We start from the raw sequence: 23,714 nt of genomic DNA, 5'->3' as shown, positions 1-23,714 counted from the left end.
TCCTATTCTGCAGCGTCGATAATGGCTTGTGCGGCCTGCTCTAGAATCTCATCCGTATGAGCCATAGAAACAAAACCCACTTCGTAAGCGTTCGGCGCTAGATAAATACCTTTTTCCAAAGATTTTAAGAAAAGACCTTTGAAGGTAGCTCCTTGGTTTCCAGGAATTTGTTCAATCGTACGAATTGGAGTTTTTGAAGGACCATGAATCCAGAACAAAGAAGCCGAGTGGCTGACTTCCAAAGGCACGCCTTTTTTCGCAAATCCAGCGCGGATGGCATCTGTGAACTTTTGAGTTCTTTTTTCTAGAACATTCCATCCATCCAAGCGCTGCATTTTCTTAAGCGTTGTAAGACCGGCGCGCATGCCGATAGGATTCGCGCTTAAAGTACCCGCTTGGTAAACGTCTCCGCTTGGAGCGACCATGTTCATCAGTTCTTTTTTTCCACCGTAGCAACCGACTGGGAAACCACCACCGATGATCTTACCGTAAGTGACCAAGTCAGGACGGATGCCGGTTTTTTCAACCATGCCTTGCAGGCCCACGCGGAAACCAGAGATCACTTCGTCGAAGATCAAAAGGCTTCCGTTCTTTTCGCAAAGCTCAGCCACTTTCTTTAAGAACTCTTGTGTTTGAATCAAAAGACCATAGTTTGCGGGAAGTGGTTCGATGATAACAGCCGCAATGTCTTTACCGAAATTGTGGAAGACCTCTTGAAGTTTTTGTTCGTCGTCAAGAGGAGTCACTACTGTTTGCGCTGCTACTTCCGCAGGGATACCGGCACTCGAAGAAGCCGCAGCTCCCGCAAGTCCGCTTCCGGCTTTTACCAGAAGATTGTCAACGTGACCGTGATAGCAGCCTTCGAATTTTAAAATTTTATTACGACCTGTTGCCGCGCGAGCGACGCGCAAAGCACTCATCACCGCTTCTGTTCCAGAAGAAACGAAACGTAATTTTTCCATGAAAGGAAGTGTGCTAGTGATCCACTCTGCAAGTTCTAAAGAGTAGATTTCTGTCGCCCCGAAAGTCCAAGCGGTGTCGACCATGCGATGAACTTCTTCTTTCACTTCGGGATCTAAGTGACCCAAGATCAATGGACCAAAGCTTTGACAGAAGTCGATGTACTTTTTGTCTTCAACCGAAGTTAAATAAGCACCTTCCGCTTTTTTGAAGAAAACAGGCGCGCGATCCAAGCCTTTAAAAGAACGAACAGGAGAGTGAACTCCACCCGGAGCCACATTCAAGGCGCGTTGGAATAATTCTTCAGAGGTTACTTTGTGCATTGTTTTCTCCAGTCATCTTGATCCAAAAAGATTCTTAAGCGGGAAGGATCAAAAGCATTTTTATTTTCCATGTAAGCACGGATCACTTTGTAAGTGTTGCCCGGGCCACAGGCGTGGTTTTTATTCAAAATTTCAGGCGCCTCTTGCACAGCTTGCAAGAATTGGCTGCCGCTACTCCAGAAAAAGCTTTCTTTATCAGCGAGGCCTTCTAAGCTGCCTGTTGGTTTCAACGTGTAAGTCGCTACCAAAGGAAGTTCCGCGGAGTTCGCGGCAAAGCCTTCGTCGTGCGAAAGTTTCGCCCACTGCAAAGACGTTCCCGCAAGAATATCAATGCGTGCGTTTTCTTGCTCGCCCAGGCTTTCCGAAGAGCCGTGAACCCATATACCTTTTTGGGCCAAGTTTTTCCATGTTTTAAGCCCTGCAGTCCAAACAAATCCTGGGAATTGAAGTTCGGAAGGCCAAGCTTCGCTGCGAGCCACGAAAACCGCGTTCGTATTTGCCGGTAAGCCGGAAAAGTGCAAATTGTTGCGGTCGGCTTTCACTTCACTTGACCACATTTGGTTTTCATTAAATTGAGGAGCTTTCTCCTTCAATTGAAGCTCGCGGGCATCCAAAACTTGCCCCTGATCCGTCAGACCTTTGAGCAATGTAATATCGCCGTAGGGACGAGTCATCACCGCAACACCGATCTTCTGATGACAGCCGCCACCGAAACTTGAAAGAATCTCGCGCTCTTTTTGAGCGCAGCGGTACGTGTCTTCATCATGAATGGATTTAAGAAGGTCATTGAGGTCGCGACGAGTTGTCAGAATCTCAACGGCCAAGGCCCCTTGAGCGGCGGCATTGGGATTAATACTTAAAGGCAATACGGCCCACGTCAGCTGTTGCATATAACCACGCAACAATTCTTGAACTTCTTTAAATTCAGCTTGGGGTGCCGTGAGCAAACGATCCAACGCCGCTTTCGCCACGATCAGACCATCTGTTTCCGAACTTTCTAAAAGTTTACGAACACGCGTGGGAATATTTCCGCGCACGCTTTCAAACTTCACCGAGTTCAAATTAAAAGGCAGGTGCGATTTAAAAAAGTCCGTCAGATTGTATTCACGACGAGGAGAAGAGCTGAATACTTTCAGTGCGCCACTCGCTTTGATTTTTTCAAAGTGCGAAGTTTTTAAAAGCAAAAGATCTCGTTGATCCGCTCGTGGCAAGGTCGCAGCGATCAGAGTATCGACTTTGCCTTCTGTCGGAAGATCCTTCCAAGAGTGCACGACCATATCTGTTTCGTCGCGCAAAAGCTCGCCATAGAAATCTTCAGTGAAGACACCTTTTTCTGGAATTTTCCATAAAGGATCCGTCAGATTGATATCACCCAAAGATTCTTTGAAACGATATTCTACTTCTAAAGCAGGGTGTTTTTTTTGAAGTGCTTCGCCGACGGTATAAGCCTGAAGGCGAGCCAAGTCGCTCTTGCGAGCGGAAATTTTTATGCGCATAGATCGTCCCAACCAAGTGGGCGAAGCTCCGTTCTTTGCATAAAGGCTACGGCTTTTTCAAGAAGATGTGCTTTCAAAGCCTGAATCTTGTTGTGAGTATCCTTTTTTGTTTCTTCAATCTCTGCAAAGAATTGATGAAGCCCCATGAAAACCACGTGGGGGAACTTTTCTGCGATCAAAGAAGCCAATTCGTTTTCTTCTCCGCGCAAATCAAAAACAGCTGTCGGACGGGTGTCCTGTTTGCTCATCAGTTCCAAGATACGTGCGTCGCTCAACGGAGCCGCAATCACCATCGCCTCGCCATGAATGTATGATTCATTGTAAGTCGTGATAGTCAGATTGTTGTATTTCTCTGAAAAATTTTGCAATTTTGCAGGATCACGGCAGATCGCTTGAAGAGCTTTCTTGTGAGCCAGCCAAGGAAGAATTTCTTGCGCCAATTGACCCGAACCGCACATTGTGACGGTCTCAAGATCTTTTGTGTATCTGCGCAAAAGGCTTCCGTAGCTTTGCGAGCCAATACCGACAAGATGTTCTGCGCGCGTTTTCTTTACTTCTGCCATGATGAAGTTCAACCATTTTTGGTGATCTCCAAAAAGCGTGTCACCCAATTGTTTACGTGACTCAACAAAGTTTTTAAATTGTCCGAAGACTTCGGTCTCACCAACAATCGGTGAGTGCAGGCCGCAAAGAATTTCTAACAACAAGCTCAGGGCTTGTTCGCCGCGAAGGATGTGATCTTCTTTTTCCAGAACATCCGCGTAACCAGCCAACTCGCCTTCCGTGCAAAAAAGAATTTTGCGAAGGCAGGTTTTCCAGATCGCTGCATCTTGGAGAGACTCCGAGAAGTTTCTATTGGATTTTCTGTGAACGAGAAGTATATCTTCCATGTACAGAAAGGTTTATCACTAAACTTTCAATTAAGTGTCATCCAATTGTCATCCGACGAATGAAAATTGCTGTAATGCCTGGGAAATAGGCAGGGGATGGAGATTATATGAAGCTCACTCAAAGACCACGTCGTAATCGCAAAACTGAAGCCCTGCGCCAAATGGTGGCAGAGACCGATTTGAGACCTTCTCAGCTCGTATTACCTCTTTTTGTTGTCGACGGTAAGGGTGAAAAGCAAGCCATTCAATCTATGCCGGGTATTTACCGCATGAGCCCGGATATGTTGCTACAGGAAGTGCAAAAAGCGGTCGAATTGGGCGTGAAGTCCTTCGATCTTTTTCCGGCTATTTCCGAGACACTCAAGGATTCTTACGGAAAAGAATCTTTAAACCCAAACGGCCTTTTACCGACCACTTTGAGAATGATTCGCGATAAGTTCCCCGATGTGACATTGATTTCGGATGTGGCCCTGGACCCCTATTCTTCTGATGGTCACGATGGCGTCGTAAAAAACGGCAAAATTCTGAATGACGAAACCGTCGAAATTCTAGCGAAGATGTCCATCGTCCACGCTCAAAATGGTGCGGACATCGTGTCGCCATCGGATATGATGGACGGTCGCGTGGGGGCTATTCGTGAGGCCTTGGATGACGAGGGGTTCACAGATGTCGGCATCCTTTCTTATTCGGCAAAATACGCCTCCAGTTTTTATGGGCCTTTCCGTGAAGCCTTGGATTCGGCACCTAAATTCGGTGATAAAAAAACTTATCAGATGGATTTCCGTAACGCCCGCGAGGCTTTGCGCGAGATCGAACTCGATGAGCTTGAAGGTGCCGACATGGTGATGGTAAAGCCCGCGTTAAGTTACTTGGACATCATCAGCCTGGTGAAGTCGCACACGCATTTGCCAGTTGCAGCTTACAACGTGAGTGGTGAATACGGGATCATCAAGGCGGGCGCAAAAGCCGGTTTCCTTGACGAGACTCGCGCGATGGTTGAGACCTTGTATTCCATCCGCCGTGCCGGGGCTGACGTGATCTTTACATATTTCGCACTGCCAATGGCGGAGTGGCTGCGCAAGAACGTCAACTAGTCTTATCCTGAACCTTTTTGACAGCACCTGCTTCCGTTATTACAATTTTCCTTTAACAAGGACGTTGTTATGAAGTTAGGTGTTGAGGTTCTTTTATCCAGTGCTCCGCTATTAAAATCTCTGAAAGGCAAGCGCGTTGGTCTTGTTTGCCATCCCGCCAGTGTCGATGAAAATCTTCAACACAGTCTGGATTTGCTTTCTAAAAAAATAAAACTGTCTTGTGCTTTTGGTCCTCAGCACGGTGTGCGTGGTGACAAGCAAGACAACATGATTGAAAGCCCGGACTTTATTGATCCCATTCATAAAATTCCTGTCTTCAGTCTTTATGGCGAAGTTCGTCGTCCTACGGCGAAGATGATGGACAGCTTTGATGTCGTCCTTTTTGATCTTCAGGATTTGGGTTGCCGTATTTATACTTTCATCACGACCTTGCTTTACGTGATGGAAGAGTGCGCGAAACTAGGTAAAGGAGTGATCGTTTTAGATCGTCCGAATCCTGCGGGCCGACCCATTGAGGGTTTTAAAATGCTTCCGGGTTGGGAATCTTTTGTTGGTGCGGCTCCGATTCCGATGCGTCACGGCCTGACTGTCGGTGAACTCGCGCTTTATTTCAAAGACTTTTACAAAATGAACTTGGATTTAAAAGTCGTGAAGATGAAAGGCTATGCGCCCGATAAGAAGCCGGGTTTCGGGTGGGATCTTTCTCGTCCGTGGGTGAATCCTTCGCCGAATGCGGCGTCACTCAATATGGCACGCGCTTATTCTGGAACAGTTTTAATTGAAGGAACGACTTTGTCTGAAGCACGTGGCACGACACGAGCTTTAGAAATCATTGGAGCTTCGGATATTGATTTCAGCGAAGTCTTAAAACGCATGAAGAAAAAAGCGCCGCAATGGTTTAAAGGTGTGGTGCTTCGCGAATGCTATTTTGAACCGACTTTCCACAAGCACGTCGGAAAACTTTGTCACGGATTCCAGTTCCATACAGATAGCAAAGCTTACAAACACGATCAGTTTAAGCCTTTCCGCCTGACGGCTTTGATGTTGAAAGTGATTCGTGAAATGCATCCCGATTATCCGATCTACCGTGATTTCGCCTATGAGTATGTGAAAGATCGTTTGGCCTTTGATGTGATCAATGGCGGTCCGGCTTTGAGAGAGTGGATCGAAGATAGCAAAGCCACTCCGAAAGATCTGGATAAAGCCTTGGCGGTGGATGAAAAATCCTGGGCTAAGGAAAGAAAAAAATATCTTTTGTACTAAAGAAAAAGAGATCTGGAAACCCAGATCTCTTTTTTATTTTTGCATTAGTGTTGCAGCGGTTGAGTCACTGTCTCTGGTGGAGGCGGTGGTTGATTTGAAGAACCTTGATGGAATTGTTCTTCGGTAGAGCCCTTCAACGCACCTGTAGAACCTTGGCCCTCGGTGATCACTTGAAGAACTTCGTCGAAGTATCCTGTTCCCACTTCGGCTTGGTGTTTCACTGCGGTATAACCTTTTTCCGCCGCTTCGAATTCTTGCTCTTGCAATTCCACGTAAGCTGTCATGCCGTCGGTCGAGTAGCGATGAGCCAGATCGAAAGTGTGATAGTTCACTAAATGCCAGCCTGCCAATGTGATGAACTGAAACTTATAACCAAGTTTGCCAAGATGATCTTGGAATTCCGCAATCTCTCCATCACTAAGGTGCATTTTCCAATTGAAAGAAGGCGAGCAGTTGTAAGCCAGAATTTTTTCTGGGTACTTCTTATGAACTTCTTTAGCAAAAGTTTCAGCTTCTTTCATATCGGGTTTGGATGTTTCAAACCAAAGCACATCCGCCCAAGGAGCGTAAGCGATCGCGCGTGCGATGGCGTACTCTAGACCCCCGCGAATTACATGATAACCTTCGGGAGTTCTTTCGCCCGTCAGGAATGGGTGATCGGCAGGATCAATATCCGAAGTCATCAACGTCGCGCTTAGGGCATCGGTTCTTGCGATGATCACTGTTGGAACACCTAGAACATCCGTTGCCAAGCGAGCCGCTTGCAAAGTACGAATGAAATTACTTGTCGGAATAAGGACTTTCCCCGCCATGTGTCCGCATTTTTTTTCAGCGGCTAACTGATCTTCAAAGTGCACGCCGGCCGCTCCGGCCTCGATCATTGATTTCATCAATTCAAAGGCATGCAACGGCCCCCCGAAGCCGGCTTCAGCATCGGCGACGATGGGTGCATACCAGTCTTCGCCGCGCATGTCTTTCCCAGTTTGATTCGCGATCTGGTCCGCGCGCATGAAAGAGTTGTTAATGCGTCTGACAAGATTCGGAACGCTGTTAGAAGGATAAAGGCTTTGATCGGGATAAGTTTGACCAGAAAGATTTGCGTCCGCTGCCACCTGCCAACCACTGACGTAAATCGCTTGCAGTCCGGCTTTCACCATTTGCGCCGCTTGACCGCCTGTCATTGCGCCAAAAGTATTTACATAAGGGGAGTTCTTTAAAAGGCCCCACAGTTTTTTTGCGCCCATTTCAGCGAGCGTGTATTGAACAGGAATGGACGTGCGAAGTTTTGCCACTTCGGCTGAACCGTAGTTGCGCTTCACGCCCTTCCATCTTTCATCTGTGGCCCATTGAGCATCCACTGACTTTTTATGAGCTTCCATGCCGTTGACCATTTCAATCTCCTTTGATTCCGCTTTAGTTAGTTGTTCATAAGCCATCGTGGTTAGGAAATTTGGGAAGTCCTCAGTAAGAACCATGTAATTTAAAAGCGAAACTGCCTTTTTCAAATGCGGTACGTCCTGAGATTCCAAATTAAAAATTTCTTCCTGCAAAAGCAGTTTGTATCGACCGTAAGTTAATGGGGAGCCATCCGTTAAAACAACGTGATGATGCAGCCACTGCCATAATTGACTGCGCGAAATCTCGGCGGTGGCGGCGTCTTCCATCAGGTTGTCTAAAGCGGCAGCGCCAATACCGGAAAGCCACTTATCCAGATAACGAAGGGTGATAGAGATATTTGTGCGCACGCCTTCTTCAGAGACATGAATATCTTTAGGCACTTTTAAAAGATCTTCCGCAAAAACGGGTCCGCGAGGTGAAACATGTTTTTGGTGAGGACGATCGGCCAACACACGAGTGAATTCCGCAAAGGCCACCGGAACTAAATCAGGATGAGCCACCCATGTACCATCAAATCCCAGACGCACTTCGCGGGATTTGTCTTCCGCGACTTTGTGAATGGCATTTTTTGTAAGATCGGGGTCTTGACGGTTCGGAATAAAGGCAGCCATTCCGCCCATAGCGTGAGCGCCACGCTTGTGACAAGTTTGCACTAAGAGCTTGCAGTAAGCTTCCATAAAGGGCGTTGTCATCGTCACACGAGCGCGTTCAGAAAGAACGAACTCAGGACAAGCATGAAACTTTTTAATAAGACTGAAGATATAATCCCAGCGACCGGCATTAAGGCCCGCCGCATAGTCTTTAAGGGCAAACAGAATTTCATCCATTTCAAAAGCGGCCGTGATGGTTTCAATTAAAACCGTCGCGCGAATGGTCCCGCTGGGAATTTCTAATTTTTCTTCCGTAAATTTGAAAACATCAGCCCACCAGGTTGCTTCTTCATGATTTTCTAATTTAGCCAGATAGAAATAAGGCCCGGTGCCGCGCTTAATCAGTTCTTTGGCGTTATGAAACATGTAAAGGCCGAAATCGAAAAGGGCCCCTGAGATAGGCTCTCCGCGAATCATAAAGTGCTGCTCGTCTAAGTGAAGACCACGAGGGCGTACGACAAGGGTCGCGATATTTTTATTCAGCTTGTATTCTTTGCCATTTTCGTTGCGATGAGTGAGTGTGCGACGAACGGCTTTTTGCAAAGCCTCTTGTCCGTTAAGAAGATTGAACCATGTTGGACTGAGGGAGTCTTCAAAGTCCGCCATGAAAACTTGGGCGCCGGAGTTCAGCGCATTGATAATCATCTTAGGTTCCGCGGGGCCTGTGATCTCGACCCTACGATCCTGCAGATCTTTGGGAGCTTCTGCAATCTTCCAGTCGGATTCACGAATGCTGCGAGTTTTTTCCAGGAACTGAGGGCGAGCCCCTTCACAGAATTCATTCACCAAAGTTTTTCTTTTCATCAGCATGTGACGACGAAGGCCATCGAATTTTTCGTGAAGAGAAATTAAAAAATTGGCGGCGTCGGGGGTGATTAACTCGGCTTGAAGATCATTAACGTTCATTGGAAGACTCCTCTCCTGATCTAAAAATCCTGAGGCCTCGTGAAGATCTAAACAAGTGAATAAGAATCCATTCATATTTGTATTTTTCCGGATGAAGAACTGACTCACATTCCCCTGAACTTAGCTCCAGAAGTGCCTTTCAAAGGGTGGATTAAAACTTCGTAAGGCGTGTAGCCTAGCAACTCATTACGAAGAATTAACCCGAGCAAGGAGAATGGATGAAGTTTAAAATGACGACGCTATCGTTGATGTTTGCATTAGGTCTAGGCCAAATTGGATGTCAACCAGCGAGCTCAGGAGATGCTCTTAACGAAGAAACCTCTGCTGCTATTGAAGACGGCGCTTCCGAAGACATCGCAGACCACATTCATAATGACAGCGAAGAAGCCATCGATCCCGAAATTGAATCTTTGGGTTGTGTCAGAGCTTCTTCAAGCCAGAAAGCACAAGTAAATTTAGGAAACACGAAAGAAGAAGAATTCCTTCAACGTTGTTCTAAAGAGACAAACAATTCATCTTGGTGCAGCCAGCTTGTTAGACCTAACAAGAATTCGGCTTCGACATTCCGTTGTACTTACGGATCAAGCCAAGAACATCAGTTGATTCATCCCGATGAAAAGACCTGGCAGTATCCGATCGCGGGCGTAAAAATCCTTCAGGATCTTTCCGCAAAAGGAATCAAAATCAGCCATATCTATAACTGGTGGAGACCCGAGCCTTACAATAAAAACGTAGGCGGAGCAAAAGGTCGTCATCCTTACGGAACTTCTATTGACGTGCGCTTTGCAAGTAATAGCGAGGCGGACCGTGCTTTCCGTGAGCTTTGTAAAATGAGAGCAAAGAAAAGATTGCGCGCGATCGGTCACTACGGAAGTGCTTCTTTACACATTGGTGTAGGTGATAAAACGGCCAACACGTGGGGTAAAAGCTGTAACTAGTTTCCGCTATAAATTGTTATTTCCTTTAAAGAGCCAAGTTGTCTTGGCTCTTTTTTTTGTCAGTGGAAGCACATAAAGCTACCGCTTCGCGGGCATCGTCTCAGGGGGCGTCCACGCAAAAGTTTTCATGATTTGATTGCAGCTTTGCAGAGCTTTTGTGAAGCGAGCCTTATCATCAAGACAAGTCATGATCGCGACGCGGTCTTCGTTCTTTAAAACGACTTGGCGAATTTGTTTATTCTTAGATCTTGAAAGCATATCCACAACCAAAGCAGGACTGCCATTCAAAGTGAAGTTCTTCGCTGAAATCACCTCAAAGCCATAGTTCGGGTAATCACGCATCCATTTGCGTGTATAAAGCTCTAGCGAGGCATTTTTTGCGACTTTATCAGTACGAATACTAAGACTGCCTTCTGTCTGATTGTCGCGCGGAGCAAAACGAACGGTGTCTAAAAGACTTTCCTCACTGTTTGCTACCGGAACCCAGTTCGTTCCTTCCGTTTTTAAAGTGAAACCTTTGTGCAGAAAATAGAGGCCTTTTTCGGGGGCGGTGAACGCAGACGAACTCGTCGCCGGATGCGGCGCTGCCAACGTTACTGAGGAACAGAATGTAATAAAGGCGACTAAGGATTTCACTTCTTAAGAGTAGCTTGGGCGGCCGGTTCAAGGCAAGGGCCTAAATCAACTGGAAGATTCACAATGTAAATTTGTTTCTTATCCTGGAATAGGCGCGAGAAGGCGACGCGTTCAGTTTCTTCATTCGAAATAGCCGGTGAAGACAACGAGTCATTGCCTTTAAAAACCACCTGCGTGCACTGCTTGTCGATGTCATAGACCTCGATTTGGTAACGCTTTTCGCCTTTACGTAAAATGCTATAAAAAAGACGTTGGGGATTGCGAGGCGAGAAGAACAGATCGCGGTAATTTCCTTCGTTGGATTTCAACATAAAAGGAATTTTTGTTTTCAGATTATAAAGGACCAAGCTTTCTTCGCCCGTTTTCAAATTCTTTTCCGCCCACGCCACTTGCGAACGGTCGGGAGTGATTGCGGGGAACCGCTTTTCCTTTTCTTTTTCTGCAGAGATCAAACTGACCGGAACTTTCTTTAAGTCCAAGCGATAAATCCCTGAGAGCTCTCCACGTCGCGAAGTAAAAAATATAGAGGGTCTTGTCGCGTGAGAAACAAAAAATGGCTGAGCATCGAAGCCCGGCTGTTGAGTCACGCGCAGAATGTTTGTCCCATACAGATCACTCATGTAAAGGTCTGAAGGGGGAAACTCTTTGTCGAAGTTTTTATTTAGCAACGGACTTTCTTTAATTTCATCTGTTGTCGACGCATAAAGAATTTCAGATTTAGAGATATAGATGGCATCGAAGGCATCGCCATCAGAGAAGGTCACCCGACGTTCCTTGTTGTTTTCAAGGTCCATCTCGTACACTTGCCAACCTTTGTGAGATGCGCGGGAACGACTGCTATAGATCAAACGCTTTCCATCTTCGGAAAAGCGGGGATGATCGTTATCACCCAGGAAGGTGATTTGTTTTGTGTTTTTAGTAAGTAAAAAGTCAGAAGTTAATACGTCCTTGGTGACGCTCAAGTGTGTGCAGGCCGAAAGAAGAAAAAATACACCTGCAACTTTCCACTGGATCCACTTCATATATCAACCTTATGCAGCACTTTCTGTAACAGAGAAGAAGGATTGACCTTCTTCAATTCTTTAAGCTCTACCCATTCGACGTTCTTACCACTAACGGATTTTTTCGAATGAATCTGAATAAAGATATCATGATGTGTGATGTTGTGTTTGACATCATAGTCCTTGGGCTTGTTTTTTTCCATGGCGATTTCTCCAGGAAAAATCATCTGACCTTTCAAGAACGGAGCATAATCATTTTTCACCAAGGCGACCTTCCGGTCTTTGATCGCGACAAACGGCTTCCAGACCCAGACTTCGCTTTCTTTGCGTGGTTTTTTTAGAGGTAATTTCTCAACCAGATTTTTTTCACGCGACACACACGTATTCACCCACGGACATAACATGCAAGTTACTTTTTGCGGTGTACAGACGGTCGCACCGAGTTCCATAAGACCTTGGTTTACCACATCGGCATTTCCCAACAACGAGAGCTCGTCTGAGATCTTCTGTAAAATCTCGCGGCCTTTGTTATTCCACCATTCTAACTTCAATCCATAACGACGTGAAAGGACGCGGATGACGTTTCCATCCAGGACACCGACTTTTTCTCCAAAGGCGATGCTAGCCACGGCGCGGGAGGTATAGGAACCAAAACCGGGAAGTTCTAAAAGCTCTGCGGCTGTTTTGGGAAAACCTTTTTCGGCCAAAGCTTTAGCGGCTTTGTGGAGATTGCGGGCACGAGAGTAATAACCTAAACCGGCCCAAGCTTCTAGCACTTCATTTTCCGGAGCATTCGCCAAGTCCTGCACGGTGGGAAATTTTTTAAGAAATTTTTCGAAATAAGGAATGACCGCAACAACGGTTGTTTGTTGCAACATAACTTCTGAAAGCCAAATACGATAAGGGTCTTTGTTCTCTCTCCAGGGAAGGGCGCGCAGGTTCTTTTTGTACCATTGCGTAAGTTGCTTGTGGTCGAGTTTATAGTCGTAATTTGAGCTCATCCGCGGTAATGTAGTCGTACGGTATTTGAGGAGTCAATATGGAATACAAACCGTTAAGCGGACGTGAGTTTCCCCGTTTTTCTGCGATCAAGACCTTCTTCCGGTTGCCCTACGTTTCATTAGACGCCGACTATGAAGTCGGAATCTTTGGCATACCTTACGACGGTGGCGTTTCTTATCGACCGGGAGCACGCTTTGCGCCAACAAAATTGCGCGAAGTTTCAGCCCTGGGACGTGGTTTCCATATGACCCGTGCGGAAAACTTTTTTGAGAATTTAAAAGTTGCTGATATTGGCGATTGCCCGACAGTGCCTATTGACCAAGGTCAGACATATGAGCGCATCGAAAAATTTGTGACTGAAATTTTAAATCACGGTAAGCGCTTTTTAGCTGTCGGTGGTGACCACTCAACCACGCTTCCGGTCTTACGGGCCCTGCGAAAAAAATATGGCAAGCCTTTGGCTTTCGTTCACTTCGATGCTCATTTGGATACTTATCCTGCGGCTTGGGGTTGTGAATACCATCATGGGGCTTTTGCTCGCCATGCTGTCGAAGAAGGACTGGTAGATCCTAAGAAAATGGTGCAAATCGGAATTCGCGGACCCTTGGCCGGCGGAGATGATTTGAATTTTGTGCGCGCCCACGGCATTCGCGTGGTCACGGTTGACGATGTTCGCAATCAACCTTTAAACGAATTCCTGCGCACGCTTCCGGTATTTGATGATACACCGACTTATATCAGCTATGACATCGACAACTTGGATCCTAGCTGCGCCCCAGGAACTGGAACTCCAGTCCCTGGTGGTTTGACGACTTATGAAGTACAACGCATTTTCCGCGCCTTAAAGATTCCGAACCTTGTGGGCGGGGATGTTGTTGAGATTTCTCCTCCGTTTGATCACAGTGATATTACGGCTTTGGCAGGAATGGATGCCTTGTTTGAGATGCTGCATCTTTTCCCGAAGAAGAAATAATTAACTAGTTTCTTTCGCCGTGAGAAATCACGGCGATCACGTGCCGGCGGGGATCCACCGCAATAAAACTCATCGCATTCACGCTGGGATACCAGTAAGTATGTGGATCCCACATAAAACTTTCTAAATCTTTTTTGACCTTCAAAAGCTCCCAGTGATTTTTTGTTTTTAAGCGGCGCAAAGTTTCTCGGTGTTCGATTCTTTGATAGCGATAAATTTGCGCATCCATGGAACTCATTAAAGTAGCTAGCATTTTCGATGAACTTGTTCTTTGCAGGTTGTATTCATTAGTTTCAATCAATTCCTGAAGATCCAGTTGAAGACGTTCGGGACTGCTTTGGAAGAACTCGAATTTCAAACAGGCAAAATCAGGAAAGTCTTCCTCGGTTCGGGCGCATTCCATTTTCAAGTTTTGCAGCGAGAGCGGAAGTTCTAACGGAACCGATGCAAAAGAATTTCCCACATTAAAAAAGAACAGAACAAAAATGAGTTTTTTCATAAAGATCTCCTCGTGCTAAAGCCTTCTGCAAAGGCCCAGGTCTTTTGAAAACAATCACAATAGAACATGAGAATTGGCGCTGTCCGAATCGGGGCCAGATCCTTTTTCTTTTCCACGCTGAAATGATTCGCTCTTTCGCCAAGTGGCAGCCCACAAGTTTTGCTGATTTTTTGTGTAATGCGCGACAGGGGTTTACAATGAAGTTGTTAAAAGAAGAACAACGAGGAGGATCTAATGAAAACGCAACTTGTGACATTATTAGCTCTGACTGTTTTAGGTGGCACTTCGTTCGCGGACACTTCCGATGATAAGGCGAAACATTCTTATGACCGTGATTCAATGTATGAATCGGCGCCAACAGGAGTTGATAGTGAAGCAACAAGCACTGCGACATCCATGCCTGCTGGTGACACGGCGATGAACGCACCTGCCAAATCAGATTCTGAAATTCAAGCGATGGCTCGTCGTAGCTTGCAACGCGATACTTCATTATCATCCGAAGCTCGCAATGTGAACATTCGTGTTCAAAATGGACGGGCGACGTTGCAGGGGCAGGCGGCTTCACCTGAAGAAAAAGAATCTATTCGTCAAAAAGTGATGGCTGTCGAAGGAATTAACTCTGTGAATAATAAAGTTTTAATTAAAGAATAAAGTTTCAATCGTAGTGAGGGACGCAGTTCAGCCCAAACAAGAAAGCCCGCTGTTGGCGGGCTTTCTTCTTAAATTATGTCGGTGTGATTTCGTTGGGAGGAATAAGACCTTTCTTTTTGATCTTCTCCACCAAAGTCGTTCGATTCAGTCTTAAAAGAGCGGCCGCCTGGTTTCGGTTCCAGCCTGTCTTTTCCAAAGCTTTTAGGATCAAAGCATTTTCGTAAGCATCCACCGCAGAGTTGAAATCCATTCCTGCGTCAGGGATTTCCAAACCGCCGACTTCCGCAGAAGCGGTTTTGCCGGACTTATACTTGATCGGAAGATCTGAAATATCGACCTGCCCTTGGCCTTTTAGAATCGTCATGCGCTCGACAAGATTCTCAAGTTCACGAATGTTTCCAGGCCAAGCATAGTTCACAAGGCAATCTAAAGCATCGGGAGTGATTCCCGAAAGACCACGGCCTTTGCTTTTATTAAAAATTTCCATGAAATGATTCAGTAACAAGGGAATGTCGGTTTTGCGTTCACGCAAAGCCGGAACCGGCAAAGGAATGACATTCAGACGATAGAAAAGATCTTCACGGAAGCGGCCATTGTCGACAGCCTCTTCAAGATTGATATTCGTCGCCGCGATCACGCGCACATTCACGGTCACAGTTTTAGTTGAGCCTACCGGTTCAAAACTACGCTCTTGTAGCGCGCGAAGAAGTTTCACCTGCAAAGAAGGTTCAAGATCTCCGATTTCGTCTAAGAAGATCGTTCCGCCGTCAGCCATTTCAAAGCGACCTACGCGGTTGGCAATAGCGCCCGTAAAAGCTCCCTTAATATGTCCGAAAAGTTCACTTTCCAGAAGCTCCGCAGGGATCGCGCCACAGTTAATTGGAATAAATGGGCCTTGCGCGCGAGGAGAGTTGTAGTGAATAGCGCGGGCAATAAGTTCTTTTCCTGTTCCTGATTCACCAGTAACCAGAACTGTCGAATCGGAATCGGCCACTCTTTCAATCAAGCGCAAAACATTTTGGATTTGATCTGAGTTACCGACGATCTGATCGAATTTATACTTCTTATTAAGTTCCGAACGAAGTTGCTGATTTTCCTGTTGAAGCTTTTTGTGAGTCAGAGCTTTTTCAATCAAGCTCATCAGCTCTTCAAGATTGAAAGGCTTAGTTACAAAGTGGAAGGCGCCTTTTTGTGTCGCACGGATAGCAGACTCAATCGTTGCGTGACCTGTTAGAATGATAACTTCGGTCGCTGGACTTAGAGATTTAAGATGAGTCATGAATTCAATGCCATCGCCATCGGGAAGATTCAAATCAACGATAGCTAAATCGACAGGAGTGTCACCCTGACATAAAACTTTGGCTTCTTCGATTTTGTTGGCAGTGATGACGTTCAGGCCTTTGCGATCAAGCACTCTAAAAAGTGCGGTTCTTAAGGAGGACTCGTCATCTAATATTAGGACTCTTTGGCTTCGCATGAACCTTCCTTCCATGGTGGGTTCTTGTACTGTTTCAGTACTTTTTTAAGCTTAGGGTATTTTTGACGGGACTGTCAAAAAATCCGCGCCAGGTAAGGCTTTCAGGACCATAAAACTGGACGGGGAATGGAAAAAAATGCCGCCTTTTAACGAACTAGACCCGATAAAAATTCGAGAAAATCCTCACCATGATTAAAAAGAAGGCAGATTTAAGAAATCTGCCTTTTTGATTAACCGAAATTCAAAGTTCGTTTTTAGAAAGTGACGTTGTGACTTTCTGTAAGGGCGGTGGGAAATACTGTCCTTTAACGACGGGTAGTTCCGGGCCGTAAAAACGAAATGTCAGATGATAGTTGGATTTGTCAGGCGTCGGAAGCCAGTTGGCTTGCGGATAATTCTTGGGTTGCTTGTTCGCAAAGACGATTGTCAAAGAGCCGTCTTTATTTTTCTGCAACTTGGATTGATTGTTTATTAGGTATCTCTTCAAAGAGTTCGGAACGACCATGAACTTTTCACCGTCGACGACGATGACGGACCAAAAGAACTTCGCCAAAGTCTCTGGCAGTTGATCCGCAGGAAAGGTCATAGTGTAAGTTTCGCTGCCATTCAAAGGAGTATTGGTTCCGTCGGTGTTTGTACGATAATAAACAACCTCATCTGAAGTATTGGCCCAGATCCCCCCGTAGTTAACGAGAGAGCGCCAAAGATAATTACTTCCATATTTTCCCGCAGGCGGTGTGGCGCCCCAGCCATTTTTGCGTGTTCCTTCCGTCAAAAGAGCGCGCAAAAAAGAAGGAATGGCTTCTTTACGAATAACTTCTTCGGTTCTTGCGCGAAAGGCTTCATCTCCCAGATTGCGGCTGATCAGCAGGGTCTTTTCCTGTAAAGGAACCATGCTGTCGTTAATATCTGGTTCGCTTTGTAGAATCGCATCTGCTTTTTCAAATGCCGTAGCCCCCGGAAGCTCTTTGTTTGAAAAGAGCGGGATCTGTACTGGCGTTTCAACCTGTGCCGTTGCAGTCGGCCGAATTTTTATTTGCTTTTGAAGTCTCACGGCTTCTTTTTGGTTTTTTCCGATCTCCACTCTGGCCAGAACACGAAATTTATTTCCGACCACATTGATGCGCTCGGTGCCTGTAGGGATTTTCACCGCCGCATTTTCCTGACAATAAGCAAACTTTCCGTAAGGATGCCGAGGGAAAGCCCTTTCGTTGATGTTGGAAAGTGTTTCGCCCCAGCTGTTTAAAACCTGGAAGGTGTAATACCTTTTTTCGATTTTTGGAATATCCACGAGAACGCAGGTTTTGGGATCTAGTGCTAGCCACGCTTCGCTGTAAACGACGTCTAAGTTGGGATTGGCCCAGGCCACACCGCCGGGTTCGCGATGATAGATTTCATTCCATTTAAATCCACCGTCTTTAAAGTCGATATGCTCTTGACGAAGCACCAACAGACGGCCCAGAAAATAATGATAGGCATCGACAATATCTTTATCACTGATGGTGTTTTGATTATTTTGTGCGGGCGAGCTGAAAGGCGAGAGCAACAGTAGACAGAACGCTGCCAGGGACTTTTTGAGCTTCATAACAACTCCTTGTTTTCATAATTTTAGAAAACGTCGGAGCCTCTAGGAATGGAATTTCACAGGTGGTGGCAACAGTCAGGGAACTGCCTTAAAGCTTCATCGCAAGAAGCTTGGACTTCAATGTATCTAGCGAAAGAGGCTTAATAATATAAGAATCTAAGCCTTGATTTAATGCTTCCTTGACTGACTTTTCGTCGGCAACATTTGTGGTCATAACGATCTTGATATTTTTATGACGTTGAGATCGGCGCAGATCTGTCAAAAGACTCAGGCCATTGCGTTTTGGCATCTGCCAATCCAAAAAAAGAAGATCAATACTGGCACCCATATCGTGAGCGCGTTCGATTTTAGCTAGCGCCACAGCGCCGTCTTCGGCCTGAATAATATTTTGAAAACCAAGTTCGCTGAGGGCGGCGGCCAGAATCATTCGATCGGTGGTATTATCATCACTAATCAACACACGCACTTTACTGAATACCTTTTTATCCACGAGCCACCTCTAAGAAGTCATACCTTGATTTCTATTTTCTCTTCCTAAATGCAAACACGCAAGTTTATATTCAGAACGCAGCTGTAAAAACAAATACATCACTTCATCAAACTTGTTTTGAGCAATGTCTTCTTCAATTTTGGAACAGAACTGAGTCATTCGACGTAAGCCCGCGTTTGCGCAAGTCGACTTTAAATGATGAGCAATTTTGCTCGCCTCGGACCATTCAGATTGTTCGATCACCGTCTTCATTTTCTGTAAAGACTCTGGAGCTTCTTTGAACCACTCCTCGCGGATTTGCGACATCAAGAGGGGTGCTTGAGTTTCACTGATCTGGCGAAGTCGTTCCATCGCACGGGGATCCACAATTTGGGTGTCGACGGCATCAAGCTTTGGTGACCACATCGCCAGTTTATCATCGAGCTCTCCCATCGTCAGAGGTTTCGACAGATAGTCACACATTCCTGCGCGCATGCAGTCCTCTTTATCGCCTCGAACAGCATTGGCGGTGACGGCGATAATAGGGACACCTCGACACCAAACCGCGCCTTGACCGTCAGTAATATGTTTTGCCGCTTCATAGCCATCCATTTCCGGCATGTGGCAGTCCATCAGGATCACGTCAGGTTTTTCTTTTTCATAAGCGGCAATGGCTTCGCGGCCGTTTTCTACTATCGTGAAGGTGTGACCCAGGCGTTTCAACATAACCTTGATCACTTCCTGGTTTGTGGCGTTGTCTTCAGCCACCAGCACTTTCAACGGAGCCAAAGATGACAGGAATGCCGGATTCGATAGCGACGCAGAGCTATTTGTTGCCGGCATGGAATTCACTGCCTCTAAAGGAATGTTCACCCAGAATGAAGTTCCTTCTCCGGGTTTGCTTTCGACTTCAATCGTTCCGTTCATCAGATCTACAAGTTTTTTCGTGATAGAAAGGCCCAAGCCCGTTCCACCGTATTTTCTTGTCGTGCTTTTGTCGCCTTGTTCAAACGGAGTGAAGAGTTTCTTGACGGTCTCTTCCGTCATACCCGGGCCGTTATCGGAAACTTGCACTTGAAGCATCGTTTTGGAACTTTGCGCGCGGTAAGAGTTGATCTGTAACGCAACTTTACCTGAAGAGCTGAACTTGATGGCATTCCCCAAAAGATTGATAAGAATTTGGCGGATGCGAAGAGCGTCTCCGGAAAACGCGCGAGGTGTGTTGTCAGAAATAGAAATCGCGAAGTCCAAGCCCTTGGACTTCGCGGAATATTCTAAGGTGTTGTAAACTTCTTGCACAAGTTTCGGCAGCTCGAAATAGTTTTCTTCAAGTTCCAGTTTTCCGGATTCAATCTTTGAAAGATCCAAAATGCCGTTGATGAGGGTCAAAAGAGCCATTCCAGCATCGCGGATCTTTTCAAGTTTGGCACGTTGGCTGCCCTCGGGCATTTCCGCAAGCATCACTTCCGACATTCCTAGAATGCCGTTCATGGGAGTGCGAATTTCGTGGCTCATGTTCGCTAAAAATTCAGACTTGTGTTTAGAAGCCTCAACAGCGGCATCCTTCGCCAGTGCTAATTCTTCTTCAACTTTGGTGCGTCGGCGGTTTTCCATGTCGGTCAGAAGATAGGCCAGAACAATAACCGCAAAACAAAGTCCGCTACCTAAGATTGTCCAGTCGCGATTGATACGGCCTTTGGATTCAGCGATGAGACGATGCTCTTCCACTTTAGCGCGCTCAACACCTTTCACGATTTCAACGTTGTTGCGAAGCTGATCCATGACTTCTTTACCCGTTCCAGAGCGTACTTTGTCTTGAGCTTTTTTCACTTCGCCCGCATTCACGAGCGCAATAAGTTCACGCGAGATTCCAATTTTTTTATTAATAAGTCCGCGGATCGCTTTGTATTCGGCCATGTTTTTAATTTCCGCGGGAGCGCCTTTATCCAAAGTGTCGAGGTGGCGCGGAATGTGGATGCGGGCTTTGTCGTAGGGTTCAAGAAAATCACCGTTAGATGTAAGGATGTAACCCCGTTGGCCCGTCTCGAGGTCAACCATCGTCTTCACAAGTTCTTCCATGACGGTCACCAGAGCTTCGCTTTTTTCCTGTTCACGAATAGAACGGCGATAGTCACGTAACGATAAAAAGTTTAAGACAAGAATAGAAAGAGTGACGACCGTGCCAAGGGCAAAGATACCCTGAATCAAGCGATTGGTGATTTTGATTTCCACAAAAACCCTTTAAAGTGAAAAAGCTATGCGCGCTATATTCTCTTGGTCTTGGCTCAGTGAAAACTCCAGTGTGCCTTCAAAGTCTCGCAAAATCTGCGAAGCCACTGAAAGACCTAAGCCGATAGGAAGGCTGGGGTTTTTTTCTGGCGTACCGTTATCCTTGACTAAAATATATGTCAGTTCGGTGCCGGAAGAAATTTCGATATCCAGAATTGGACGAAAGCCCTTTTCGTTGCGTGAACGATCTGTGACGTGATCAATCGCACTTTGTAAAACATTTTTCAAAGCTTGAGCCAGAAGATTAAGGTGGCCACGTACCAAAATGTCGTCGCCCGGGAAGTGCAGCTTCACTTCAATGCCCTGAGATTTTGTTTGCAGCTCTACGATCTTAAGAGCACGCAAGCAGGCTTCCTTCAGACTGATATCTCCAATCTGATCGGCATTGGGGTTTCGCGTGAAACCTAATAGGTTTTGCACGATTTCTTTACAGCGTTGCACGCCGGCTTCCATTTCCACAATGTCGGGGTAAAGCGGATTGTCTGGACTCATGTCCATCTTAATGAGCTGAGTGAAGGATAGTATGCCACCTAAGGGATTGTTCAGTTCGTGAGCGATACTTGATCCGATAGTTCCCAGCTCTGCCATTTTTGCCGACTCTAAGATCTGCTTTTCCATTTTCAGTTGTTGAGTCACGTCATGATAAAGATTGACGAATACCGGTGGCTTTTCAGAATCCAACGGAAGACTTTGGCTGAAAACTTCAAAGGTGCGCGGAGAAGAGCTCTGACTTTGCACGCGGAAGTTCGTTCCACGCTGACAGCCCGGACAAGGTTCTTCGCGATTGTATAAAACTTGGTAACACTTGCGCGAGGTGTGTTCACGGCCCTGCTCACGAAGCCTGTCGTCCAAAGCCTTGTTGGATTGAATGATGTCATAATTCGTATCGATAAGAACAACGGGGTCAGACATGGAGTTGAAAGTGGCTTCCCATTGTTCTTTCAAAGACTCTGATTCTTTCAGTTTCTGAATACGATCCAAGGCCAAAGCCACGGCTTCGGCCACGCGAGTGAGGAAGTCACTTTCTTCCTTCGTAAAAGGATGATCCGGGCCGCGCAAGAAAAAGATGGACCCGACTTTTTCGTGATGACGGAAAAGGGGAACCTGCAGTTGCGTGAAGTTCAACTGGGCTTGCACCTGTCTTGAAAACAGTTCGTCTTGCGGGTGATAGAACAAACGAATCCAAGAGGTGTGAACCGTCGCCGCCATAGATTCATTAAGAAGTTGTTCAATTTCCCCGACAGAGCTTGCCTGATGCACGGCCATGAGGGCGCGCTTAAATCCTTCGATACGAGAGTTTGTTAAAAACAATTTGCGGCGTGCTTCGGTAAGAAACTTTGTTCTTTTTTGCACGCGTTCTTCCAGTTCAATTTGCAAGCGTTTTAACTGTGCTGTTTGTTCGCGAATTAAGAGCGCTAAGTTTTCATCCTGTTTACGCTGATTGGCTTCTTCTAAGGCCGAAAACAAGTGGGTTTCTAAATCGGCATCTTGATAGCTCGACATCACTCGGAAGAAAGAAAACTCTTCATGCAAAAAAGAAAGCTGATGGGCGGAAAAATCTTCTGGCACGACGGCAATAAATTGCGTCGCCGGCGAACTTTCTTTGATGGCCTGATAAAACTCAGGAAACTTTTTTCCTAAAACCAAAGTGATCGATACGGCGACAACATCGTAGGTGGAATCTTGAATCCAATGCCAGGCCTGCTGCAAGTCGGTGGCAATATGCGCCCCCAACTCTTGCAAACGGGCGTCCCAAGGACCAATTAAAAGAAAACTGGCTTTTAAAGTCCGCATGTCGGGATAAGGTCCTGGTGTTGAGTGATAGTAAAGTCAGGATGATCTTCAGGATATTGCGGAATTTCACCGACGTGCTCGCCATAAGCGAAGTAACAGGTGTCAGCACCAATGCGCTTTCCATCACGAATTTCACTGGAAAGACGATTCCCGATACTTAAAAGCTCTTGCGGTTTATGACCTTCACTTTGAACAATGTCCAGGAAGGCCGATTCTTTTTTCTCTCCGATAAACCCATTCAGAATATAGATTTTTTTAAACAGCGGCGCGATTCCTAAAGAGCGGATTTTTTGCGCCTGGGCCTCGGGAGACCCCATCGTCACTAAAAATAAATTGTGAGACTCGCGAAGTTTTTGGATGTTTTCCAAAGAGCCCGGCATCATCGGAAGTTTTTCAGGGATCTCGGGATTATAGAAACGCTCAAGCGCGTCGTGAATGGCTTTCCCTTTTTGGTTTGTTCCAAATCTATCGACAATCTTCGTAAAGATTTCGGTATGGGAATATTGCGAGGCCAACTCATGGCGCATTTGCAAGCAAGTTTCTAAATCACATCGCAATCCCGCCGCCAGCATGGCTTCGCAAGAACGGCGGGCCGCTGCGGGAACCAGAATGCCTGAGGTGTCCAGCAAGGTGTCGTCTAAGTCGAAGGCGATGGATTTATACTTACTCATGAAATTGATTTTCCTGTCAGTAGAAGTTCCAGTCCCTTTTTAAAGTGAGGCCACACTAAATTCAGATCAATGTGTTCTTGTTCTTCAATACAGATCACCGGGATCTGGTGTTCCATCCAACCGTATTGCCCTAGGCTTCCCGGTGTCGGATAGCCAATGTCTTCACGCGCCTCGTAACCTGTGTCAGTCGCCAGTATCTCTGCGGCTTTCTTTCCAGGCTGGCCCGTGTAGACAACGCAAGGCTCCCACGAGTGAAAGTGTACTATGAGCTGTGGCTTTTCGTCCTCAATGAGTTTTACCAAGGCCTGCACTTCCTTCTCACTTCCAGGCGAAGGGCCAGGATAATATCGGGGTGCCTTGGCTTCTGAGGACCAGTCTCGCGAAGGAAAGTTGCGGTTCAGGTCGACTCCACCGGCGTTCACTCTTTGGTTTTTCGCATAACCGTCGGGGTTGATACAGGGAATCAGCAGCCAAGGGCGGATAGACTCAGATTGAGTGGCCTCCACCTGCTTAAGCCATTGGATAAGTTCCTGCGCCAGGCGAACGCCTTCGGGTTCGTCGCCATGAACTCCTCCAATAAACAAAATGGGCCGTTCGGAAAAGCCACTCAAACTGTGTGATTTTTTATACAATTCGATAGAAGTTCCAAGAGAGGTTTGAGCCCAAGAAGTTTGGTGAAAAATTTTTCCTTGCATGAGACAATTAAGCCTGTTTTTTTCAGAGAAGAAAAGCTTTTAAAAGGATGTTTC

General features: G+C 46.2%; 20 protein-coding genes. 5 read left to right on the top strand and 15 right to left on the bottom strand.

The window, feature by feature from the left end; genetic code table 11:
• Positions 1-2: 2 nt before the first annotated feature.
• Genes AZI85_RS00495 through AZI85_RS00485 form a run of 3 tightly spaced genes read right to left on the bottom strand, consistent with a single transcriptional unit; the run spans position 3 to position 3,669 of the window.
• Entirely contained in the window at positions 3-1,283 is a 1,281-nt protein-coding gene (locus AZI85_RS00495) for a glutamate-1-semialdehyde 2,1-aminomutase (RefSeq protein ID WP_063242247.1), read from the bottom strand.
• The gene (hemC, locus tag AZI85_RS00490) at positions 1,271-2,779 is read right to left on the bottom strand and encodes a hydroxymethylbilane synthase (RefSeq protein ID WP_063242246.1); all 1,509 of its coding nucleotides are present in this window, start codon (positions 2,777-2,779) and stop codon (positions 1,271-1,273) included. Before hemC ends, AZI85_RS00495 begins: the two co-directional genes overlap by 13 nt.
• The gene (locus AZI85_RS00485) at positions 2,770-3,669 is read right to left on the bottom strand and encodes a hypothetical protein (RefSeq protein ID WP_063242245.1); all 900 of its coding nucleotides are present in this window, start codon (positions 3,667-3,669) and stop codon (positions 2,770-2,772) included. The genes hemC and AZI85_RS00485 overlap by 10 nt, the downstream gene beginning before the upstream one ends.
• 107 nt (positions 3,670-3,776) lie before the next feature.
• Between AZI85_RS00485 and hemB the strand changes: the two genes are divergently transcribed.
• Positions 3,777-4,763 (top strand): porphobilinogen synthase, encoded by a 987-nt coding sequence (gene hemB, locus AZI85_RS00480; RefSeq protein ID WP_063242244.1) that lies wholly within the window; start codon positions 3,777-3,779, stop codon positions 4,761-4,763.
• 69 nt (positions 4,764-4,832) lie between these two features.
• Positions 4,833-6,026 (top strand): exo-beta-N-acetylmuramidase NamZ family protein, encoded by a 1,194-nt coding sequence (locus AZI85_RS00475; RefSeq protein ID WP_063242243.1) that lies wholly within the window; start codon positions 4,833-4,835, stop codon positions 6,024-6,026.
• Positions 6,027-6,070: 44 nt separating this feature from the next.
• Here the strand turns inward: AZI85_RS00475 and aceA are convergent, their stop codons facing one another.
• A complete protein-coding gene (gene aceA / locus AZI85_RS17770; RefSeq protein WP_216635841.1) occupies positions 6,071-8,980 on the bottom strand; it encodes an isocitrate lyase in 2,910 nt (969 codons plus the stop codon).
• Between the two features lie 218 nt (positions 8,981-9,198).
• Here aceA and AZI85_RS00460 point away from each other — a divergent pair, with 218 nt between their 5' ends.
• Entirely contained in the window at positions 9,199-9,918 is a 720-nt protein-coding gene (locus AZI85_RS00460; protein WP_063242242.1) for a hypothetical protein, read from the top strand.
• 78 nt (positions 9,919-9,996) lie between these two features.
• Here AZI85_RS00460 and AZI85_RS00455 read toward each other — a convergent pair whose 3' ends face one another.
• Genes AZI85_RS00455 through AZI85_RS00445 form a run of 3 tightly spaced genes read right to left on the bottom strand, consistent with a single transcriptional unit; the run spans position 9,997 to position 12,433 of the window.
• Positions 9,997-10,554, bottom strand: a complete 558-nt coding sequence (locus AZI85_RS00455; RefSeq protein WP_063242241.1) for a hypothetical protein — start codon at positions 10,552-10,554, stop codon at positions 9,997-9,999.
• Complete coding sequence (locus tag AZI85_RS00450) at positions 10,551-11,576, bottom strand: TolB family protein (protein WP_063242240.1); 1,026 nt, start codon at positions 11,574-11,576, stop codon at positions 10,551-10,553. The genes AZI85_RS00455 and AZI85_RS00450 overlap by 4 nt, the downstream gene beginning before the upstream one ends.
• Entirely contained in the window at positions 11,573-12,433 is an 861-nt protein-coding gene (locus AZI85_RS00445; RefSeq protein ID WP_253720741.1) for an A/G-specific adenine glycosylase, read from the bottom strand. The genes AZI85_RS00450 and AZI85_RS00445 overlap by 4 nt, the downstream gene beginning before the upstream one ends.
• Positions 12,434-12,594: 161 nt before the next feature.
• Here AZI85_RS00445 and speB point away from each other — a divergent pair, with 161 nt between their 5' ends.
• Positions 12,595-13,530: an agmatinase gene (gene speB, locus AZI85_RS00440; protein ID WP_063242238.1), complete on the top strand. Its 936-nt coding sequence runs from the start codon at positions 12,595-12,597 to the stop codon at positions 13,528-13,530.
• A gap of 4 nt (positions 13,531-13,534) precedes the next feature.
• On the opposite strand, the gene AZI85_RS00435 is transcribed toward speB, so the two are convergent.
• Positions 13,535-14,029, bottom strand: a complete 495-nt coding sequence (locus AZI85_RS00435) for a hypothetical protein (RefSeq protein WP_063242237.1) — start codon at positions 14,027-14,029, stop codon at positions 13,535-13,537.
• A 234-nt stretch (positions 14,030-14,263) separates the two neighbouring features.
• Here AZI85_RS00435 and AZI85_RS00430 point away from each other — a divergent pair, with 234 nt between their 5' ends.
• Positions 14,264-14,680 carry a BON domain-containing protein gene (locus AZI85_RS00430; RefSeq protein WP_063242236.1) on the top strand — a complete coding sequence of 139 codons (417 nt, stop codon included), beginning with the start codon at positions 14,264-14,266 and terminating at the stop codon, positions 14,678-14,680.
• A 73-nt stretch (positions 14,681-14,753) separates the two neighbouring features.
• Here the strand turns inward: AZI85_RS00430 and AZI85_RS00425 are convergent, their stop codons facing one another.
• The 7 genes from AZI85_RS00425 to AZI85_RS00395 all read right to left on the bottom strand — a co-directional run bounded on the left by AZI85_RS00425 (position 14,754) and on the right by AZI85_RS00395 (position 23,660).
• Positions 14,754-16,157 (bottom strand): sigma-54-dependent transcriptional regulator, encoded by a 1,404-nt coding sequence (locus AZI85_RS00425; protein WP_063242235.1) that lies wholly within the window; start codon positions 16,155-16,157, stop codon positions 14,754-14,756.
• 241 nt (positions 16,158-16,398) lie between these two features.
• Entirely contained in the window at positions 16,399-17,742 is a 1,344-nt protein-coding gene (locus AZI85_RS00420; RefSeq protein WP_063242234.1) for a DUF1214 domain-containing protein, read from the bottom strand.
• Positions 17,743-17,830: 88 nt separating this feature from the next.
• Positions 17,831-18,232, bottom strand: a complete 402-nt coding sequence (locus tag AZI85_RS00415) for a response regulator (protein ID WP_253720739.1) — start codon at positions 18,230-18,232, stop codon at positions 17,831-17,833.
• A 9-nt stretch (positions 18,233-18,241) separates the two neighbouring features.
• Positions 18,242-20,443: an ATP-binding protein gene (locus tag AZI85_RS00410; protein ID WP_063242233.1), complete on the bottom strand. Its 2,202-nt coding sequence runs from the start codon at positions 20,441-20,443 to the stop codon at positions 18,242-18,244.
• 9 nt (positions 20,444-20,452) lie between these two features.
• Positions 20,453-22,294: a histidine kinase dimerization/phospho-acceptor domain-containing protein gene (locus AZI85_RS00405; protein ID WP_063242232.1), complete on the bottom strand. Its 1,842-nt coding sequence runs from the start codon at positions 22,292-22,294 to the stop codon at positions 20,453-20,455.
• Entirely contained in the window at positions 22,282-22,965 is a 684-nt protein-coding gene (locus AZI85_RS00400) for an HAD hydrolase-like protein (protein ID WP_063242231.1), read from the bottom strand. Before AZI85_RS00400 ends, AZI85_RS00405 begins: the two co-directional genes overlap by 13 nt.
• The gene (locus tag AZI85_RS00395; protein WP_063242230.1) at positions 22,962-23,660 is read right to left on the bottom strand and encodes a M14 family murein peptide amidase A; all 699 of its coding nucleotides are present in this window, start codon (positions 23,658-23,660) and stop codon (positions 22,962-22,964) included. The genes AZI85_RS00400 and AZI85_RS00395 overlap by 4 nt, the downstream gene beginning before the upstream one ends.
• Positions 23,661-23,714: the final 54 nt, after the last annotated feature.

This window comes from Bdellovibrio bacteriovorus (genome assembly GCF_001592755.1).
In the GTDB taxonomy this organism is placed as follows: domain Bacteria; phylum Bdellovibrionota; class Bdellovibrionia; order Bdellovibrionales; family Bdellovibrionaceae; genus Bdellovibrio; species Bdellovibrio bacteriovorus_E.
This window is presented reverse-complemented; position numbering and strand designations above follow the sequence as displayed.

Bases quoted from the DNA above. Each gene is read 5' to 3' on its own strand.
- AZI85_RS00495 (WP_063242247.1), bottom strand. From the start codon at position 1,283: ATGCACAAAGTAACCTCTGAAGAATTATTCCAACGCGCCTTGAATGTG.
- hemC (WP_063242246.1), bottom strand. From the start codon at position 2,779: ATGCGCATAAAAATTTCCGCTCGCAAGAGCGACTTGGCTCGCCTTCAG.
- AZI85_RS00485 (WP_063242245.1), bottom strand. From the start codon at position 3,669: ATGGAAGATATACTTCTCGTTCACAGAAAATCCAATAGAAACTTCTCG.
- hemB (WP_063242244.1), top strand. From the start codon at position 3,777: ATGAAGCTCACTCAAAGACCACGTCGTAATCGCAAAACTGAAGCCCTG.
- AZI85_RS00475 (WP_063242243.1), top strand. From the start codon at position 4,833: ATGAAGTTAGGTGTTGAGGTTCTTTTATCCAGTGCTCCGCTATTAAAA.
- aceA (WP_216635841.1), bottom strand. From the start codon at position 8,980: ATGAACGTTAATGATCTTCAAGCCGAGTTAATCACCCCCGACGCCGCC.
- AZI85_RS00460 (WP_063242242.1), top strand. From the start codon at position 9,199: ATGAAGTTTAAAATGACGACGCTATCGTTGATGTTTGCATTAGGTCTA.
- AZI85_RS00450 (WP_063242240.1), bottom strand. From the start codon at position 11,576: ATGAAGTGGATCCAGTGGAAAGTTGCAGGTGTATTTTTTCTTCTTTCG.
- AZI85_RS00445 (WP_253720741.1), bottom strand. From the start codon at position 12,433: ATGTTGCAACAAACAACCGTTGTTGCGGTCATTCCTTATTTCGAAAAA.
- speB (WP_063242238.1), top strand. From the start codon at position 12,595: ATGGAATACAAACCGTTAAGCGGACGTGAGTTTCCCCGTTTTTCTGCG.
- AZI85_RS00435 (WP_063242237.1), bottom strand. From the start codon at position 14,029: ATGAAAAAACTCATTTTTGTTCTGTTCTTTTTTAATGTGGGAAATTCT.
- AZI85_RS00430 (WP_063242236.1), top strand. From the start codon at position 14,264: ATGAAAACGCAACTTGTGACATTATTAGCTCTGACTGTTTTAGGTGGC.
- AZI85_RS00425 (WP_063242235.1), bottom strand. From the start codon at position 16,157: ATGCGAAGCCAAAGAGTCCTAATATTAGATGACGAGTCCTCCTTAAGA.
- AZI85_RS00420 (WP_063242234.1), bottom strand. From the start codon at position 17,742: ATGAAGCTCAAAAAGTCCCTGGCAGCGTTCTGTCTACTGTTGCTCTCG.
- AZI85_RS00405 (WP_063242232.1), bottom strand. From the start codon at position 22,294: ATGCGGACTTTAAAAGCCAGTTTTCTTTTAATTGGTCCTTGGGACGCC.
- AZI85_RS00400 (WP_063242231.1), bottom strand. From the start codon at position 22,965: ATGAGTAAGTATAAATCCATCGCCTTCGACTTAGACGACACCTTGCTG.
- AZI85_RS00395 (WP_063242230.1), bottom strand. From the start codon at position 23,660: ATGCAAGGAAAAATTTTTCACCAAACTTCTTGGGCTCAAACCTCTCTT.